13 protein-coding genes are annotated in these 16,436 nt (G+C 74.5%); 9 read left to right on the forward strand and 4 right to left on the reverse strand.

All coding sequences use genetic code 11. The features are described 5' to 3' along the window. The first annotated feature begins 31 nt into the window (after window positions 1–31). The gene (locus WCD41_RS13345; RefSeq protein ID WP_337713907.1) at window positions 32–886 is read left to right on the forward strand and encodes a siderophore-interacting protein; all 855 of its coding nucleotides are present in this window, start codon (window positions 32–34) and stop codon (window positions 884–886) included. Window positions 887–1,006: 120 nt separating this feature from the next. On the opposite strand, the gene WCD41_RS13350 is transcribed toward WCD41_RS13345, so the two are convergent. Continuing rightward, a complete protein-coding gene (locus WCD41_RS13350; RefSeq protein WP_337713908.1) occupies window positions 1,007–3,826 on the reverse strand; it encodes an aconitate hydratase in 2,820 nt (939 codons plus the stop codon). Between the two features lie 348 nt (window positions 3,827–4,174). On the opposite strand from WCD41_RS13350, the gene WCD41_RS13355 reads away from it, so the two are divergent. From WCD41_RS13355 to WCD41_RS13370, 4 genes are all read left to right on the forward strand, one after another. Next, entirely contained in the window at window positions 4,175–5,644 is a 1,470-nt protein-coding gene (locus tag WCD41_RS13355; RefSeq protein ID WP_337713909.1) for an NlpC/P60 family protein, read from the forward strand. A gap of 190 nt (window positions 5,645–5,834) precedes the next feature. Further along, a complete protein-coding gene (locus WCD41_RS13360; protein WP_337714222.1) occupies window positions 5,835–6,914 on the forward strand; it encodes an AAA family ATPase in 1,080 nt (359 codons plus the stop codon). A gap of 137 nt (window positions 6,915–7,051) precedes the next feature. After that, window positions 7,052–8,014, forward strand: coding sequence for a DUF58 domain-containing protein (locus WCD41_RS13365; RefSeq protein ID WP_337714223.1), 963 nt, complete (start codon window positions 7,052–7,054; stop codon window positions 8,012–8,014). Further along, the gene (locus WCD41_RS13370) at window positions 8,014–8,985 is read left to right on the forward strand and encodes a VWA domain-containing protein (RefSeq protein WP_337713910.1); all 972 of its coding nucleotides are present in this window, start codon (window positions 8,014–8,016) and stop codon (window positions 8,983–8,985) included. The genes WCD41_RS13365 and WCD41_RS13370 overlap by 1 nt, the downstream gene beginning before the upstream one ends. 2 nt (window positions 8,986–8,987) lie before the next feature. On the opposite strand, the gene WCD41_RS13375 is transcribed toward WCD41_RS13370, so the two are convergent. Next, complete coding sequence (locus WCD41_RS13375; RefSeq protein ID WP_337713911.1) at window positions 8,988–10,103, reverse strand: alpha/beta hydrolase fold domain-containing protein; 1,116 nt, start codon at window positions 10,101–10,103, stop codon at window positions 8,988–8,990. 198 nt (window positions 10,104–10,301) lie between these two features. On the opposite strand from WCD41_RS13375, the gene WCD41_RS13380 reads away from it, so the two are divergent. The 4 genes from WCD41_RS13380 to WCD41_RS13395 all read left to right on the forward strand — a co-directional run bounded on the left by WCD41_RS13380 (window position 10,302) and on the right by WCD41_RS13395 (window position 13,869). Then, window positions 10,302–11,006 (forward strand): beta-ketoacyl-ACP reductase, encoded by a 705-nt coding sequence (locus tag WCD41_RS13380; RefSeq protein WP_337713912.1) that lies wholly within the window; start codon window positions 10,302–10,304, stop codon window positions 11,004–11,006. A gap of 11 nt (window positions 11,007–11,017) precedes the next feature. Continuing rightward, on the forward strand, window positions 11,018–11,785 hold the full coding sequence (gene fabI, locus WCD41_RS13385; protein WP_337713913.1) for an enoyl-ACP reductase FabI: 768 nt from the start codon (window positions 11,018–11,020) through the stop codon (window positions 11,783–11,785). A gap of 18 nt (window positions 11,786–11,803) precedes the next feature. After that, entirely contained in the window at window positions 11,804–12,865 is a 1,062-nt protein-coding gene (locus WCD41_RS13390; protein WP_337713914.1) for a ferrochelatase, read from the forward strand. Window positions 12,866–12,927: 62 nt separating this feature from the next. Further along, entirely contained in the window at window positions 12,928–13,869 is a 942-nt protein-coding gene (locus WCD41_RS13395) for a hypothetical protein (protein ID WP_337713915.1), read from the forward strand. 60 nt (window positions 13,870–13,929) lie between these two features. Here the strand turns inward: WCD41_RS13395 and WCD41_RS13400 are convergent, their stop codons facing one another. After that, window positions 13,930–15,330: an HNH endonuclease signature motif containing protein gene (locus tag WCD41_RS13400; protein WP_337713916.1), complete on the reverse strand. Its 1,401-nt coding sequence runs from the start codon at window positions 15,328–15,330 to the stop codon at window positions 13,930–13,932. Window positions 15,331–15,561: 231 nt separating this feature from the next. Next, the gene (locus tag WCD41_RS13405) at window positions 15,562–16,404 is read right to left on the reverse strand and encodes a hypothetical protein (protein WP_337713917.1); all 843 of its coding nucleotides are present in this window, start codon (window positions 16,402–16,404) and stop codon (window positions 15,562–15,564) included. Window positions 16,405–16,436: the final 32 nt, after the last annotated feature.

Genomic DNA, 16,436 nt, shown 5'->3' on the forward strand with positions numbered 1-16,436 from the left:
ACCTCACCTGGCGGTGACGGAAGGGGAGTGCGTGACGACGGCGTCGACACGTCCGGCGGTCCGGCTGCGGCGGGCGGTGGTCCGCGCGGTGGAACGCCCGACGCCCCGGGTGATCCGGGTGACCCTGGCGGGGCCCGACCTCGCGGACCTGCCGATGGTCGCCCCCGACGGCTACATGAAGCTCTTCTTCCCGCGCCCCGACGAGGTGGAGCCGACCCTGCCTCCGCTCGTCGAGGAGGGGGGCGAGGACGGCCCCGACATCGCCGGCTGGTTCCGCCGCTACCTCGCGATGGGCGACGACGTCCGGCCGCCGATGCGCACGTTCACCCTGCGCCGGCGCCGCGAGGACCCGGTGGAGATCGACGTCGACTTCGTGCTGCACGACGAGGGCCCCGCCCGCGACTGGGCGCTGCGCGCGAGCCCCGGCGAGCACCTCGCCTTCACCGGCCCCTACGGCCTCTACGCCCCCCGCGACGAGCACGACGGCGTGCTGCTGGCCGGCGACGAGACCGCCGTGCCCGCCATCGCCGCGATCGTCGAGGCCCTCCCGCCCGGGCGCCCCGCGACGGTCGTGGCGAGCGTCCGGGACGTCACCGAGCAGCAGACCTGGGACACCGAGGGCGACGTCACCGTGCACTGGACGACGCCCGACACCCTCGCCGAGCGTCTCGCCGACCTCGCCCTCCCCGGCGAGCGTCCCTACGTCTGGCTCGCCGGCGAGGCGTCCGTCGTCAAGGCCATGCGCCGTCACGTCGTGCGTGAGCGCGGGGTCGACAAGGGCGACGTGTGCTTCACCGGCTACTGGCGCCGCGGACGCACCGAGGAGCAGGAGGTGCGCGCCGCGATGGAGAACGCCGACCGCTCAGCCGAGCCCGCCGACGACTGACTGCCACGCCTGCCCGGAACGAACGAACGCGCCGCTCGCTGCGCTAGAAGCAGCGAACGGCGCGTTCGTTCCGCAAGGCGGGAGTGGGCGGGAGTGGGCCGGGGTGGGCCGGGAGCGCGCTCAGCCCAGCATCTTGCGCAGGACGTAGGGCAGGATGCCGCCGTTGAGGTAGTACTGCGCCTCGCCCGGGGTGTCGATGCGCAGGCGCGCGTCGAACTCGATCGCCTCGCCCGACTCGGGCTGCGCCGTCACGTGCACCGTGTCCGGCACGTCGCCGTCGTTGAGTGCCGTGACCCCGCCGATGGCGAAGGTCTCGGTGCCCGTCAGGCCCAGCGAGTCGGCGTTCTGGCCCTCGGGGAACTGCAGCGGCAGCACGCCCATGCCGACGAGGTTGGAGCGGTGGATGCGCTCGTAGGACTCGGCGATGACGGCGCGCACGCCGAGCAGCGTCGTGCCCTTGGCCGCCCAGTCGCGCGAGGACCCGGAGCCGTACTCCTTGCCCGCGAGCACCACCAGCGGCGTGCCCTCGGCGGCGTAGTTCTGCGCCGCGTCGTAGACCGCGGCCTGCTTCCCGTCCTGGGTGTAGTCGGCCGTGTTGCCGCCCTGGTCGAGGGAACCGCCGTCGCCGGTGGGCAGCAGGTTGCGCAGCCGGATGTTCGCGAACGTCCCGCGGATCATCACCTCGTGGTTGCCGCGGCGCGAGCCGTAGGAGTTGAAGTCCTTGCGCTCGACCCCGTTCTCCTTGAGGTACCGCCCGGCCGGCGAGTCCTCCTTGATGGCCCCGGCGGGGGAGATGTGGTCGGTGGTCACCGAGTCGCCGAGCTTGAGCAGCACGCGGGCACCGTCGATGTCCGCGACGTCCGACGGCTCGCGCGACATGCCCTCGAAGTACGGGGGCTTGCGGACGTAGGTGGACCCCTCGTCCCAGGTGAAGGTCTCGCCCTCGGGCGTGGGCAGCGAGGTCCACCGCTCGTCGCCGGCGAAGACGTCGGCGTAGCCCTGGGTGAACTGCTCCGGGGACAGTGCCGAGGAGATCGTCTCCTGGATCTCCTGCGGCGACGGCCAGATGTCCTCGAGCGTCACCGGGTTGCCCTGCGGGTCGTGCCCGAGCGGCTCGGTGGCGAGGTCGAGGTCCATCGTCCCGGCCAGCGCGTAGGCCACGACCAGCGGCGGGCTGGCGAGGTAGTTCATCTTCACGTCGGGGTTGATGCGGCCCTCGAAGTTGCGGTTGCCCGAGAGCACCGCGGTGACGGCGAGGTCCTCGTCGTTGATCGCCTTCGAGATCTCCTCGGGCAGCGGGCCCGAGTTGCCGATGCAGGTGGTGCAGCCGTAGCCGACGAGGTTGAAGCCGAGCTTCTCGAGGTAGGGCAGCAGGCCCGAGCGCTCGTAGTAGTCCATGACGACCTTCGAGCCCGGGGCCAGCGAGGTCTTCACCCACGGGCGGCGCTCGAGGCCCTTGTCGACGGCGTTGCGCGCGAGCAGCGCCGCACCGATCATCACCGACGGGTTCGAGGTGTTGGTGCACGACGTGATCGCCGCGATCGTCACCGCGCCGTGGTCGAGCTCGAGCTGCGTGCCGTCGTCGAGCGTCACCGGCGTCGGGTGCGAGGCGCGGCCGCCCGGGTCGGCGGGCTGCTTGTGCACCGAGGGCTTGTCGGCGTCGCCGTTGGGGTGCTCCGCGGGCGGGTCCGAGGCCGGGAACGACTCGCTGTCGGACTCCTCGGACTGGCTGCGGGGCTGCTCGTCGCCGGAGACGTAGTCGGGCAGCGCGGAGCGGAACGACTCCTTCGCGGCGTCGAGCCGGATGCGGTCCTGCGGACGCTTCGGGCCGGCGATCGACGGGACGACCGTGGACAGGTCCAGCGACAGCGTCTCGGAGTAGTCCGGCTCGGCCTTCGGGTCGTGCCAGAGGCCCTGCTCCTTGGCGTACGCCTCGACGAGCGCGACCTGCTCGTCGTCGCGCCCGGTGAAGCGCAGGTAGGTCAGCGTCTCGTCGTCGATCGGGAACATCGCCGCCGTGGAGCCGAACTCCGGGCTCATGTTGCCGATCGTCGCGCGGTTGGCCAGCGGCACCGCGCCGACGCCCTCGCCGTAGAACTCGACGAACTTCCCGACGACGCCGTGCTCGCGCAGCATCTCGGTGATCGTCAGGACGAGGTCGGTCGCGGTGGCGCCCGCGGGCAGCTCGCCGGAGAGCTGGAAGCCGACGACCTTGGGGATGAGCATCGACACCGGCTGGCCGAGCATCGCCGCCTCGGCCTCGATGCCGCCGACGCCCCAGCCGAGCACGCCGAGGCCGTTGACCATCGTGGTGTGCGAGTCGGTGCCGACCAGGGTGTCCGGGTAGGCCTGCCCGTTGCGGGTCATCACGACGCGCGCCAGGTGCTCGATGTTGACCTGGTGGACGATGCCGGTGCCCGGCGGGACCACCTTGAACTCGTCGAACGCGGTCTGGCCCCAGCGCAGGAACTTGTAGCGCTCCTCGTTGCGCTGGTACTCCAGCTCGACGTTGCGCTCGAAGGCGTCCGGGGTGCCGAACAGGTCGGCGACGACCGAGTGGTCGATGACGAGCTCGGCGGGCGCGAGCGGGTTGACGTTCTGCGCGTCGCCCCCGAGCTCGGTGACGGCCTCACGCATCGTCGCGAGGTCGACGATGCACGGGACGCCGGTGAAGTCCTGCATGACGACCCGGCCCGGCACGTACTGGATCTCGGTGTCCGGCTCGGCGGTCGGGTCCCACTCGGCGAGCGCGCGGATCGACTTCTCGGTGGTGACGAGACCGTCCTCGGTCCGCAGGAGGTTCTCGAGCAGCACCTTGAGGCTGAACGGCAGGCGCTGCGAGCCCTCGACCGCGGAGAGACGGAAGATCTCGTACGACTGTCCGCCGACCTCGAGGGTGCCCTTCGCACCGAAAGAGTCGGGTTGCGCTGGCGAGCTCACGGACACGTTCCTCCTCGTTCCTCGCGGGCGCGGCGAGTGGTGGTCGGCCGCGACCCGGGGTCGCTGCGGTCCCGGCGGCGTCGCCGGAGCGGGCGGGGCCGGTCCGGGTGGTGGTCCGGCCCGGCCCGGTACGGACGGCCCAGTGCGGACGATCCGGTGACGACGCTCGGCCCGGGGGTCGGGCGGGAGTCTCGCGCACCCTCCCGGATGCCGCACTCCCGCCCTCACCAGCCTACGGCCGGGTACCCCTGCGTGGTGGCCCCGGCGCGGCCCGTGAGGGCCGCGAACGCCCCACGAGCGGGCGATTCCCGCCACACCACCGCGTGTCGGAGCCGGGAGGCGGCCGCCGTGCCCGGGAGGCTCCTCGCGCTCGGGACCGGTCCGGCGGGGGAGGTGCAGGACGGCGTGCGGCGTGTCATCGCAGGTCCGGCCGTGCTCGCCGCGGTGCTCGCGACGGCGTTGACCGTCGTCCCGGCCGCCCTGGCCGCGCCGCCGAGCCCGACCCCGACGCCGCCCGCGCCGACGTCTGCAGCGCCGACGTCTCCGACCGACGACCCCGCCGGGGAGGCGGGCTCCCTGGTCGCCCGCATCGCGACCGCGCGCACCGAGCTCGACCGCCTCACCGCGGACCTCGGTCAGCGCCAGGAGCTCGCCAACAAGGCCCTCGCCGACGACACCGCCGCCCGCCGTCGCGCCGACGAGGCCCGGCGGGCCGCCGAGGAGAGCCGCCGGGGCGCGGACGAGGCCGCCGTCGCGGCCGAGCGGGCCCGGACCGAGGTCGACGCCTGGATCACCGCCTGGTTCCAGCAGGCCGACGTGCTCGGGCCGCTCTCCGTGCTCTCCGGCTCGGCGGGACCCGACGACGTCGCCGCGCGCGCCCACCTGCGCGACGTCGTCACCTCCGACCAGCGGGCCGCCCTCGACGGCGCCGAGCGGGCCCGCATCGAGGCGGCCAACGCCGACTCCCGGGCCCGCGCCGCGCGGATCGCCGCCGACGACGCCGCGACCCGGGCCGCCCAGGCCCGCGTGGCTGCCGACACCGAGCTCGCCCGGGTCCGCACCGACGCCGAGGCCCGGCAGGCGGCGTTGCGCGACCTCACCGCCCAGCGCGAGGCGGCCGAGGCCCGGCTGCGCGCCCTGGAGGACGCCGACCCCGCCCTGGCCGCCCAGCGCGACCGCGCCGAGGCCTTCGACGACGCCGCGCAGGCCCGCGACACCGCCCGCGACGCGCGTGTCCGCCGCGCGGCGACCGCCGGGCTGCAGGCCCGCGACGCCCGGACCGCGCGTGCCGCGACACCGCGGGCCGCCGGGGACGAGGCCACCGGGGAGGAGAGCGCCGGCGACGACCCCCTCGCCGACGCCGGCGTCGACACGACCGGGATGCCCGACGAGGTGAAGCTGGTGCTCGAGCGCGCGCTCTCCCAGCTCGGCGTCGTCTACGCCTGGGGCGGCGGGAACGACCAGGGCCCCACGCAGGGCATCCGTGACGGCGGCGTCGCCGACAGCCACGGCGACTACGACAAGACCGGCTTCGACTGCTCCGGGCTCATGATCTACGCGTTCGCCGGGGCGGGGAAGGAGCTGCCGCACTACAGCGGCTACCAGGCCGACGCCGGCGACAGGATCCCGTTGGAGCAGCGCCGGCCCGGGGATCTGCTCTTCTGGGCCGACGACGACGGTGCGGGCGCCGTGCACCACGTGGCCCTCTACCTGGGTGACGACCAGATGGTCGAGGCACCGGAGTCGGGCAAGACCGTGCGGATCGCCCCGGTGCGCCTCGACGACGAGATCGTCCCGACGGTCACGCGGGTGGTGTGACCGGCGGCGACCCGACCGGGACGGGGTGTTCACGGCCCCCTCACCGGCCAGCGGGTTGCCTGGTGGACCGGCAGGTAGCGTGCCGCCCCGGATGCCCCCGTCCGACGGGGGTGCAGCGAGTGCCCAGCAGAGAGGGACATCGGTGACCGAGCCGACCGACGCCGGCCAGTCCGGCCGGACGAGCCAGACGGTGCGACAGGGCCCGTCGGGCTCGCCGACGCCCCCGGCGGCCGCGACCGGGTCGGGCCAGCCCTCCACCCCGGCGCACGACGCCGAGCAGCTCGAGCGCACCGTCCTCGAGGTCAAGCGCGTCATCGTCGGCCAGGACCGCCTGGTCGAGCGCATGCTCGTCGGCCTGCTGGCCAAGGGCCACCTGCTGCTCGAGGGCGTGCCCGGCGTGGCCAAGACCCTCGCGGTGGAGACGTTCGCGCGCGTCGTGGGCGGGTCGTTCGCCCGCATCCAGTTCACGCCCGACCTCGTGCCCGCCGACATCCTGGGCACGCGTATCTACCGGCAGGGCCGCGAGGCGTTCGACGTCGAGCTGGGCCCGGTCGTGTCCAACTTCGTCCTCGCCGACGAGATCAACCGCGCGCCGGCGAAGGTGCAGTCGGCGATGCTCGAGGTGATGGCCGAGCGCCACGTCTCCATCGGCGGCGAGACCCACCCGATGCCCGACCCGTTCCTCGTGCTGGCCACCCAGAACCCGATCGAGAACGAGGGCGTCTACCCCCTGCCCGAGGCGCAGCGCGACCGCTTCCTGTTCAAGATCCTCGTCGAGTACCCGACGGCCGACGAGGAGCGCGAGATCGTCTACCGGATGGGCGTCAGCCCGCCGTCGCCGCACCGGGTGCTCGACCCCGCCGAGCTGCGCCGCCTGCAGGACGTCGCGGCCCAGGTGTTCGTCCACCACGCGCTCGTCGACTACGTCGTGCGGCTGGTGGTCGCCACGCGCTCGCCGGCCGAGCACGGGATGGCCGACGTCGGCGGGTGGGTCGCCTACGGCGCGTCCCCGCGCGCCTCGCTGGGCATCATCGCCGGGGCGCGGGCGCTCGCGCTGGTCCGCGGCCGCGACTACGTGCTGCCGCAGGACGTCGTCGACATCGCGCCGGACGTGCTGCGTCACCGCCTGGTGCTGTCCTACGACGCGCTCGCCGACGGCGTGCCGGTCGACCACGTCGTCACCCGCGTGCTGCAGACCGTCCCGCTGCCGCAGGTGTCGGCCCGCCCGGTCGGGATGGGCCCGGCGCCCGTGCCGGCGGCGGGTCGGTGACGACCCCGGGGGACCAGACGGAGGACCAGCCGTCCGCCCAGGTCCCCGAGCCCGGCCCGCGGCCGCCGGGCGCCCCGCCCGCGGAGAGCCCCGGCGGCGGGCCCCGCCCGGCGTGGGCGCCGCCGCCGACGTCGCCGGTGCCCTCGGGACCCGACGAGGTAGCGGGGGAGCGCACCTACGCGCGGCTCTCCGCGTCGCTGCGCACCCTCGAGCTCTCGGTCCGGCGCCGTCTCGACGGGCTGCTGCAGGGCAACCACCTGGGTCTCGTGCCCGGGCCGGGCACGGAGGCGGGGGAGCCGCGGCCCTACCAGCCGGGTGACGACGTGCGGCGCATGGACTGGTCGGTCACCGCCCGCACGACCGAGCCCCACATCCGCGAGACGATCGCCGACCGCGAGCTCGAGACCCAGCTCGTCGTCGACCTCTCGCCGAGCCTCGACTTCGGCACCGCGCAGTGCGAGAAGCGCGACCTCGCCGTCGCCGCCTGCGCCGCCGTGGTGCACCTGACCCGCGGCGGCGGCAACCGCGTCGGCGCCGTCGTCGCCACCGGTGCGGAGATCCGGCGCCTGCCCGCCCGCGGCGGGGAGACCGCGGCCCGCGAGCTGCTGCGCCGGATCGCGTCCACCCCGCCCGCGCCCGAGGGCACTCGCGGCGACCTGCCCGGCGCGCTCGAGGCCCTCCGCCGCCCGCCGCGCCGGCGGGGGCTCGTGGTCGTGGTGTCGGACTTCCTCGGCGACGTCGACTGGGAGCGCGCGATGCGGGCCCTGCGCGCGCGCCACGACCTGCTCGCCGTCGAGGTCGTCGACCCGCGCGACGAGGAGCTCCCCGACGTCGGGACGGTCGTGCTCGCCGACCCCGAGTCCGGGCACCGCCGCGAGGTCACCACCACGCCGACGCTTCGCCGCCGCTTCGCCGCCGAGGCCGCCGCCCACCGCGGGCGCGTCGCCGCGGCCCTGCGCGCCTGCGGGGCCGGGCACCTCGTGCTGCGCACCGATCGCGACTGGATCGCCGACGTGGTGCGCTTCGCCGTGGCCCGCAAGCGGGGCTGGTCGGGCGGGGCGACCACCGGGCAGATCCCTGAACCCGCAGGGAGGCGCTGATGTTCGCGCACCCCTGGTGGTTCCTCGGCCTGCTGGTCGTGGCCGCACTCGCCGTCGGCTACTGGTGGATCAACCGGCGCCGGCAGCGCTACACGATGCGCTTCACCAACCTCGCGCTGCTCGAGCGCGTCGCCCCGAAGGGCCCGGGCCGGTGGCGGCACGTCCCCATGGCGCTCGTGCTGGTCGCGCTGGTGCTCATGGTCATCGCGCTGGCCGGACCGCAGGGCACCGCGCAGGTGCCCCGGAACCGGGCCACGGTGATGCTGACGATCGACGTGTCGCTCTCGATGCGCGCCACCGACGTCGAGCCCTCCCGCCTGCAGGTCGCCGAGACCGCGGCGTCGGCGTTCGCCGACCAGCTCCCCGCCGGCATCAACCTCGGCCTGTCGTCGTTCGCGGCGACGCCGAGCACGCTCGTCACGCCCACCACCGACCGCCAGGCGGTGAAGAACGCGATCGGCAGCCTCCAGCTCGCGGAGTCGACCGGCACCGGCGACGCGATCCGGGCGAGCCTCGCCGCGATCCGGGCCTTCGGCAGCCAGATCCGCGGCCCGGAGGGCCCGCCGCCGGCGCGGATCATCCTGCTCTCGGACGGCAAGCAGACGACGCCGACCACCGACCCCGCCGACGACCGGGGCGCGTTCCCGGCCGCGTCGGAGGCCCGGGCGGCGGGCGTGCCGATCTCGGCGATCTCGTTCGGCACCGAGTACGGCGAGATCGAGATCGACGGGCGGCCCGTGTCGGTGGCGGTCGCCGACGACCAGATGCGCGAGATCGCCCAGCTCTCCGGCGGCGACTTCCGGCGCGCCTCCACCGAGCTCGACCTGCGCGAGACCTACGCCAACCTCGCCGAACAGGTGGGCTACGAGGAGCGCACGGTCGACCTCTCCGGGCGCTGGTTCCTCGCGGCCACGATCCTCGTCGTCCTCGGCGCCGCCACCGCGATCGTCACGGGGCAGCGCCTCCCCTAGATCTAGACGTGGTCCACCGACAGGGCGTCGACGAAGGACCGGATGTCGGCCAGCGCCGTGCGGCGCTCGTCGGGCAGCGCCTGCCGGAAGATGGCCTCGGCGCCGTGGACGATGCCGAGGTTGACCCGCCCGCTCGCCGGCACACCGGCGGCGAGCAGCTTGCGGTAGTAGGCCAGGCCCTCGTCGCGCAGCGGGTCGAGCTCGTTGACGGTGACGACGTGCGGGGGCAGGCCGGCGAGGTCGTCGGCGGTGGCGAAGTACGGCCAGGCCAGCGGGTCCTCGGTGTGGCGGCCGTGCGGGTCGTAGCTCGCGACCAGCAGGTCCATCAGCGCGCAGTTGATGAAGTACCCGTCGTTCTCGATCATCGAGGGGAGCTCGCGCCGCTTGCGGTCCCGCTCCCAGGCGTAGCCGCCGCTGACGTAGGGCACGGCGACGTGCACGCCGTCGATGGCGTCGAGGTCGCCGGAGCGCTTGGCCCGCAGGGTCGTGGCGAGCGCGAGATTGGCCCCGCCGGACTCGCCCTGCAGCACGATGCGGGTCAGGCCCAGCTCGCCGCGGCGGTCGTCGAGCCAGCGCACGGTCGCCGCGCAGTCGTCCAGACCCGCCGGGAAAGGGTGGAGGCCCAGCGGCGTCCACGCGTTGCGGAACGCGACGCGCACGGCGACCACACCGGTGAGGGCGAGGTCGCGGCACCAGCGGTCGTGCACGCGGGTGTCGGCGTCGAGGATCGTCATGCCGCCGCCGTGGATGTACACGACCGCCGGCAGCGGGCCCTCGACCCCCGCCGGGCGGTAGAGGCGCAGCGGCACGAGGTGGCCGTCGGGGGAGGGGACGGAGTCCTCGGTGACCTCGACCGCGTCGTCCGGGGCGTCGCCGGGCAGCGCGAGGGGGACGCTCGCGTAGAGGGCGCTGAACGCGTCGTGGAGTCCGGCGACGGCCTCGCCCACCGCCTCCGGGCCGGCCTCCCGCGTCAGGGGCGGCTCGGCCGCGGGACCGTCGAGCCCGAACGCCGCGAGGGCGGCGACGAGCCCGGGCTTGGCGCGCGGGTCGGTGCGCAGGTCGAGGGCGGGGTCGCCGAGCCGGCCCGGGAGGGTCGTCGGCAGGTCGGTCGCGGTCATCGGTCCTCCGGGGGGTCGACGGCTGAGTTGATCGACGCGTGATCGACTCTATGGCGCGGACCACACCGCACACAGCGCCGTTCGGCCGTACGGCCCGCGAGTTCCGGTGGGCCGCGGGACCGGGTACTCGGTACCCTGCCGCCGCCGTCCCGCCCCGAAGGGATCCGCCGGGGACGGCTCCCGATCGAGAGGAGTCGCGTGAGCCGCGTCGTGCTGGTCACGGGAGGCAACCGCGGGATCGGGCTCGCCACCGCGCGCGAGCTCGCCGAGCGGGGACACACGGTGGTGGTGACCCACCGCTCCGGCGAGCCCCCGGAGGGACTGCACGGCGTGCAGGCCGACGTCACCGACTCGGCCGCGGTCGACGCCGCGTTCTCGCAGGTGGAGTCGGAGCACGGGCCGGTCGAGGTGGTGGTCGCCAACGCCGGCATCACCCGCGACGGCTTGCTCATGCGCATGCCCGAGGACGCGTTCACCGAGGTCCTCGACGCCAACCTCACCGGCGCCTGGCGGGTCACGCAGCGCGCGGTCCGCGGCATGATGAAGGCCCGCTTCGGTCGCCTGATCTACGTCTCGAGCGTCGTGGGCCTCACCGGCGCCCCCGGCCAGGCGAACTACGCGGCCTCGAAGGCCGGGCTCGTCGGCCTGGCCCGCTCCACCGCCCGCGAGCTCGGCGGGCGGGGGATCACCGCGAACGTCGTCGCCCCCGGGTACGTCGACACCGACATGACCGCCGAGCTGACCGACAAGCGGCGCGAGGAGCTCCTTGCGTCGATCCCGCTGGGCCGCACCGCCGCGCCCGAGGACATCGCCAAGGCCGTCGCATGGCTGGCCTCCGACGACGCCGCCTACGTCACCGGCGCGGTGCTGCCGGTCGACGGCGGCATCGGCATGGGCCACTAGAAGGGGAGACAGTGAGCAACCTGCTCGAGGGCAAGCGGATCCTGGTCACCGGGATCATCACCGACGCCTCGATCGCCTTCCACGCGGCGAAGGCGGCGCAGGAGGCCGGCGCCACGGTCGTGCTGACCGGCTTCGGGCGCCTGTCGCTGGTGAAGCGCGTCGCCAAGCGGCTGCCCACCGAGGCGCCGGTGATCGAGCTCGACGTGCAGAACCAGGAGCACCTCGACGGCCTCGCCGACCAGGTCCGCGAGCACGTCGACGGCCTCGACGGCGTGCTCCACTCGATCGGCTTCGCGCCGATGGACGCCCTCGGCGGCAATTTCCTGAACACCGGGTGGTCCGACGTCGCGACGGCCGTCGAGGTCTCGGCCTACTCGTTCAAGTCGCTCGCGATGGCGTGCAAGCCGCTGCTCGGGCCGGGCTCGTCGCTCGTCGGCATGGACTTCGACAACACCGTCGCCTGGCCCGGCTACGACTGGATGGGCGTCGCGAAGGCCGCGCTCGAGGCCACCACGCGCTACCTCGCCCGCGACCTGGGCCCCGAGGGCATCCGTGCCAACCTCGTCGCCGCCGGTCCGGTGCGCACGATGGCGGCCAAGTCGATCCCGGGCTTCGACACGTTCGAGGAGGCCTGGGTGCAGCGCTCGCCGCTGGGCTGGGACCTCACCGACCCGACGCCGGTCGCGAAGACGATCTGCGCCCTGCTCTCGGACTGGATGCCCGCCACCACGGGTGAGGTCGTGCACGCCGACGGGGGCTATCACGCGATGGGCGCCTGAGCGGGGCATCCTGGGGCCGTGCCCTACGAGTCCTACGACGCCGTGCTGGTCCTGTCCTTCGGGGGTCCGGAAGGTCCCGACGAGGTCCGCCCGTTCCTCGAGAACGTGACGCGGGGCCGCGGGGTGCCGCCCGAGCGGCTCGACGCCGTCGAGGAGCACTACCAGCACTTCGGGGGCGTCAGCCCGATCAACGAGCTGAACCGCCGGCTCGTCGCCGACCTGTCGCGCGCGCTGCGCGAGGCCGGGCGCGAGCTGCCGGTCTACTTCGGCAACCGCAACTGGCACCCGCTCGCCGAGGACATGGTCGAGGCGATGGCCCGGGACGGCGTGCAGCGAGCGCTCGTCTTCGCGACGAGCGCCTACGGCGGGTACTCGGCCTGCCGCCAGTACCACGAGGACATCGCCCGGGCCCGCGAGGCGGCGATCGAGCGCACCGGGTCCGCGCCGGACCTCGTCAAGCTGCGCCACTTCTACGACCATCCGCTCTTCGTCGCCTCCGTCGCCGACGGCGTGCGGGCCGCCCGCGAGCGCCTGGACGCGGGTCACGAGGCGCGGCTCGTCTTCACGGCGCACTCGATCCCCGAGTCGGCCGATCGCACCGCGGGGCCGCCCGGGGAGGGCGGGCACCGCTACTCGCGGCAGATGGCCGAGGCCGCCGCGCTGGTGGCCGACGCGGTCGGCGCGGGGGACCACGACCTCGTGTGGCAGTCGCGCTCCGGCCCGCCGCAGATCCCGTGGCTGGAGCCCGACATCGTCGACCACCTCGACGACCTGCACGACCGCGGCGTCGGCGCCGTCGTCGTCAGCCCGGTCGGGTTCGTGTCCGACCACCTCGAGGTCGTGTGGGACCTCGACAACGAGGCCGCCGAGCACGCCGAGAAGATCGGCATGGGCTTCGCCCGCGCTGCGAGCGCGGGGTCCGACCCGCGTTTCGTCGCGATGGTCGTGGAGCTGATCGCCGAGCAGGTCGACGGGGCGCCGGTCCGCGAGCTGGGGTCCGCACCGCGGGCCGGGGTGGGCTGCAACGGGGAGCTGTGCCACCCGGGGTGCTGCGAGCCGGCGAAGCGACCCACTCGCTGATTCCATCCGGGGGCCATCCGGTTCCCATCGATCCGGCCGGCCCGGCGTCCGACGATCGGGTCGTGGCGATGTCGGCGTGGTGTACCTGGTTCTCCTCGGATCTGCTGCGCGACGATCGATGGCCGGGGGACCGCCCCGCGGTCGCGTCCTGCCCCGACGAGGACCACGACGCGCCGGCACCGGGCTGCTTCTGCGGATGGTGGGCCGTGGCCGAGCCGGGCGACAGGATGGAGGCGGGCGACGTCCTCGGCGTCGTCGAGCTCTCCGGGAGAGTCCGCCAGGAGCACGAGATCGGGCGCATCCGGGCGTCGCATGCGCGCCCCCGGCTCCTCGTCGTCGGGCCGAGCGTCCCGCAGGCGGCAGAGAACATGCTCGCGGCGAGGTTCGGTGTGCCCGTCCACCGGACGCGGATCCCGGTCACCCGGCTCGCGCGCTACCTCGGCGAGCGGCCCGACATCGCGGGGCCACTGACCCGCACCCCGCCCGCGGTGTCGGCGTTCCTCGACCGCGTGGGCTGGTGGGAGGCGCGCTCGACGATGGACGAGGTCCGGGAGCGCGCGGCGGACACCCCGGAACGGCGGGACCTCCGCAGGATGCGAGGGGACGGGACCCTGGGCCGGGCCGCGCTCCGGGGGTTCGTGCTGCTCGCGGTGTGGCCTGCGGGCACGACGGCGCTGTTCACGTGGATGGCCCGGTCGCAGCTGGAGGACCCGGCGACGTTCTGGGACCAGCTCGTGATCCTCGTCGTCATCGGGGTCGTCCTGAGTCCCGTCTGCTTCGGGCTGCTCGGCACCGTCGACACGCTCACCGCCGAGCGCCCGGTGTTCGGCGTGAAGACGATCCTGGGGTCGTGCTCGGGCGTGATCGTCACGTTCGCCTTCCGACTCGTCGCGTACGGACCCCAGCCGTCGTCGTGGTGGCTCCTCGTCGCCGCAGCGCTGATCACGGCGTTCCTGGCCGGCGCTGCGCGGGATGCGGCGACGCCCGTGGACAACCATGGGTGATCCCACGTGAAGGGTTCCCCGTGATCGCGGATCTCTGACGGATCCCGCCGAGGGGAGGGCCTATGCCGCGGCGGGGAAGGGGGGTGCTGGGCCGGGACGTGGAGCTCGGGTGGTGTCGATCCAGGGCGGCGGGGTGAACCAGGGTCGCCCGTTGATCATCTCCACGTGCCAGCCGGCGTGGTGGACCTGGTTGTGGTGATGGGTGCACAGCAGCACCAGGTTGTCGATCTCGGTGGGTCCGCCATGGCCCCAGAACCTGATGTGGTGGGCCTGGCAGCGCCGAGGTCGTCGGGTGCAGCCGGGGAACGCGCAGCCCTGGTCGCGGACGGTCAGGGCGCGGCGCAGGGCGTCGGGGACGGTGCGGGAGCGACGTCCGATGTCGAGGGGTTCGGAGCGGGTGCCGAGCACGACGGGGATGATGTCGGCGTCGCAGGCCAGCCGCCGCAGGGTGGCGGCGTCGACGAGGTGCTGGTCGTCGAGGACCCCGTGGCCGACCGCCCGGCGCAGCCAGTCGTGGTCGATCGTGATGGCGATCAACGCCCGCCCCGCCCCCGCTGCCGTGCCCGCGGTGCTGGCAGCACGAGCGGGCTGCTCGGGTTCGGGGCGCCGCGGCGCCGGGATCAGCGCGTCCTGACCGTCCACGGGCTCGGTCGGCTCGCCCGGCTCGTCGTGGGTCCAACCAGCCGGTTCGGGGGTGGCGGGCTGGTCGGGGGTGGCTTCGTGGCGGGTGTCGGTGATCAGCCCGTGCTGGCCGGTGGCGGCGGCGAAGAGTTCTTTGAAGGCCTCGGCGCGGCGGGCGGGCAGGTCGCGGGGGTCGTCGGGCCCGGCGGGGCGCGACATGACCTCGAACCCGTCGTCGATCATCGCGGCGGCGGCGGGTTCGGTGATCGAGGCGCGCAGGTCCAGGGAGCCGTCTCGGCGACGCAGCCGCTGCACCGCATCCGCGCGAGCCTCGTCCGGCTTCGGGGCGGCGCCGTCGGGATCCAGGTGGGCCAGCAGGCGCTGCGCGGCCTGCGCCAGCCCGGCCGGCGGCAGCGCGCGCGCCTTGTCGGCCAGGGACTGTTCGGCCTCGGCGACCACGGCGGGGGTGAGGTGCTCGAGCTCCTCGATGCGCCGCATCGTCTTCTGGATGATCACCAGGTGGGCCTCGCCGATCTCCCCCGTAGCCAGCGCGGTCGAGGTGTGCGGCAGCCGCGCGGGCAGCGGCTGACCGCCGATGCCGGCATGGGGCACGAGGTCACGGGCCTGCTCGACCAACCGGTTCGCCTCCCGCCGGTCGCAGCGGGCGAGGGTCTCCACGAGCCGCTCGGTCAGCCGGTCCCCGGTCCGGTCGGCCACCCCGGAACGGTCGAGCTCCGCGATCTCCAGCAGCAGCCGGTAATGCTCCGCCCCGCGAGCGTGCAGACGGGTCCGGGCGCGGGCGAGCAGCTCCCGCTCCACCGCCCCGACCTGTTCGCTCATGTGTTCGAGTCTACCGCACATCGGCGACAGTCGCGACATCGAACGACAGGCACCGACAACGACGTCAGCACGACCGGGTCCCGGAAGCGTCGTGATCGTGGCGGCTTTTCTGACGTCCAACGTCAGCGTGGCCGCCAGGCTGAGACACCCCGTGCCTCGGGCGGCCCCTCCAGCCCCGCCCGCGGGTCGCCTGTTCCGCCGGACCGGCGACCTCGATCCGTCGGGCCCGCCCTAGTCCCCGCCGCCGCCCGTTGCCGCCATCGCCGACCGCAGGTGCCGGGCGTTCGTCAGCTGGTCGTCGACGACGAGCAGGAGGGCGCGCGCGGCGACGGGATCGAGCTCGTCGGGGAGCTCGGCGGCCAGGACGGTGCGGCCCTTGCGCCGGACCCACCACGCGGTGCCGTGCGCGTCGATCAGGGTCAGCCGCGGCACCCGGTCGGCGAGGTGGTGGCGCCAGCGCAGGACCGTGCCGCGGCCGTCGTCGAGGGTCCAGTCGACGTTCCCGCGCGGGCCCTCGTCGGCGGTCACCGTGACGGCCCCGTCCGGCGCGGTCACCGAGTAGGCGGCGACGCCGTGCGGGCGCTCGCGGGCCGCGGCGACCCGGGTTCCGGCCACCGTGGCCGGCAGTGCGCGCCGACCCTGGGCGTCGCGGGCCGCCGTCACGCGCGCATCGGGGGCGTCCTCGAGCGTCGTCCGCCCGGTCGTGGCGTACCGGTCGGCCCAGGCGAGACCGGCCCGTCGACCGCCGCCGTAGGCCAGGACATCGTCGGTGGGCGCCTCGCCGAGGGCGCCGAGCGCCCAGAACACCCCCGCGACGGTCGTCAGCACCGCGACGATCAGCCCGAACGCGGCGAGCACCGTGAGGCGGACCAGTCCTTCGGGGAGGATGCCGTCGGCGTCGCGCCACCGGTCGGTCATCGCCAGATTGACCATCGGTGCCGAGGCCCCGGCGACGATCCCGGCCGCGAGCAGCGCCGAGAACGGCGCCCGACGGGCCGTCGCGAGCCGGGAGCGGCGCGCCCACACAGCGCGACGGTGCGTCGACGTCCCGGTCGTCGGCGGAGGGGTGGCCACGCGCTCAGCCTGCCCTAGCGTCACTGTGCGTG

This window comes from Actinomycetospora aeridis (genome assembly GCF_037400275.1).
Classification (GTDB): domain Bacteria; phylum Actinomycetota; class Actinomycetes; order Mycobacteriales; family Pseudonocardiaceae; genus Actinomycetospora; species Actinomycetospora aeridis.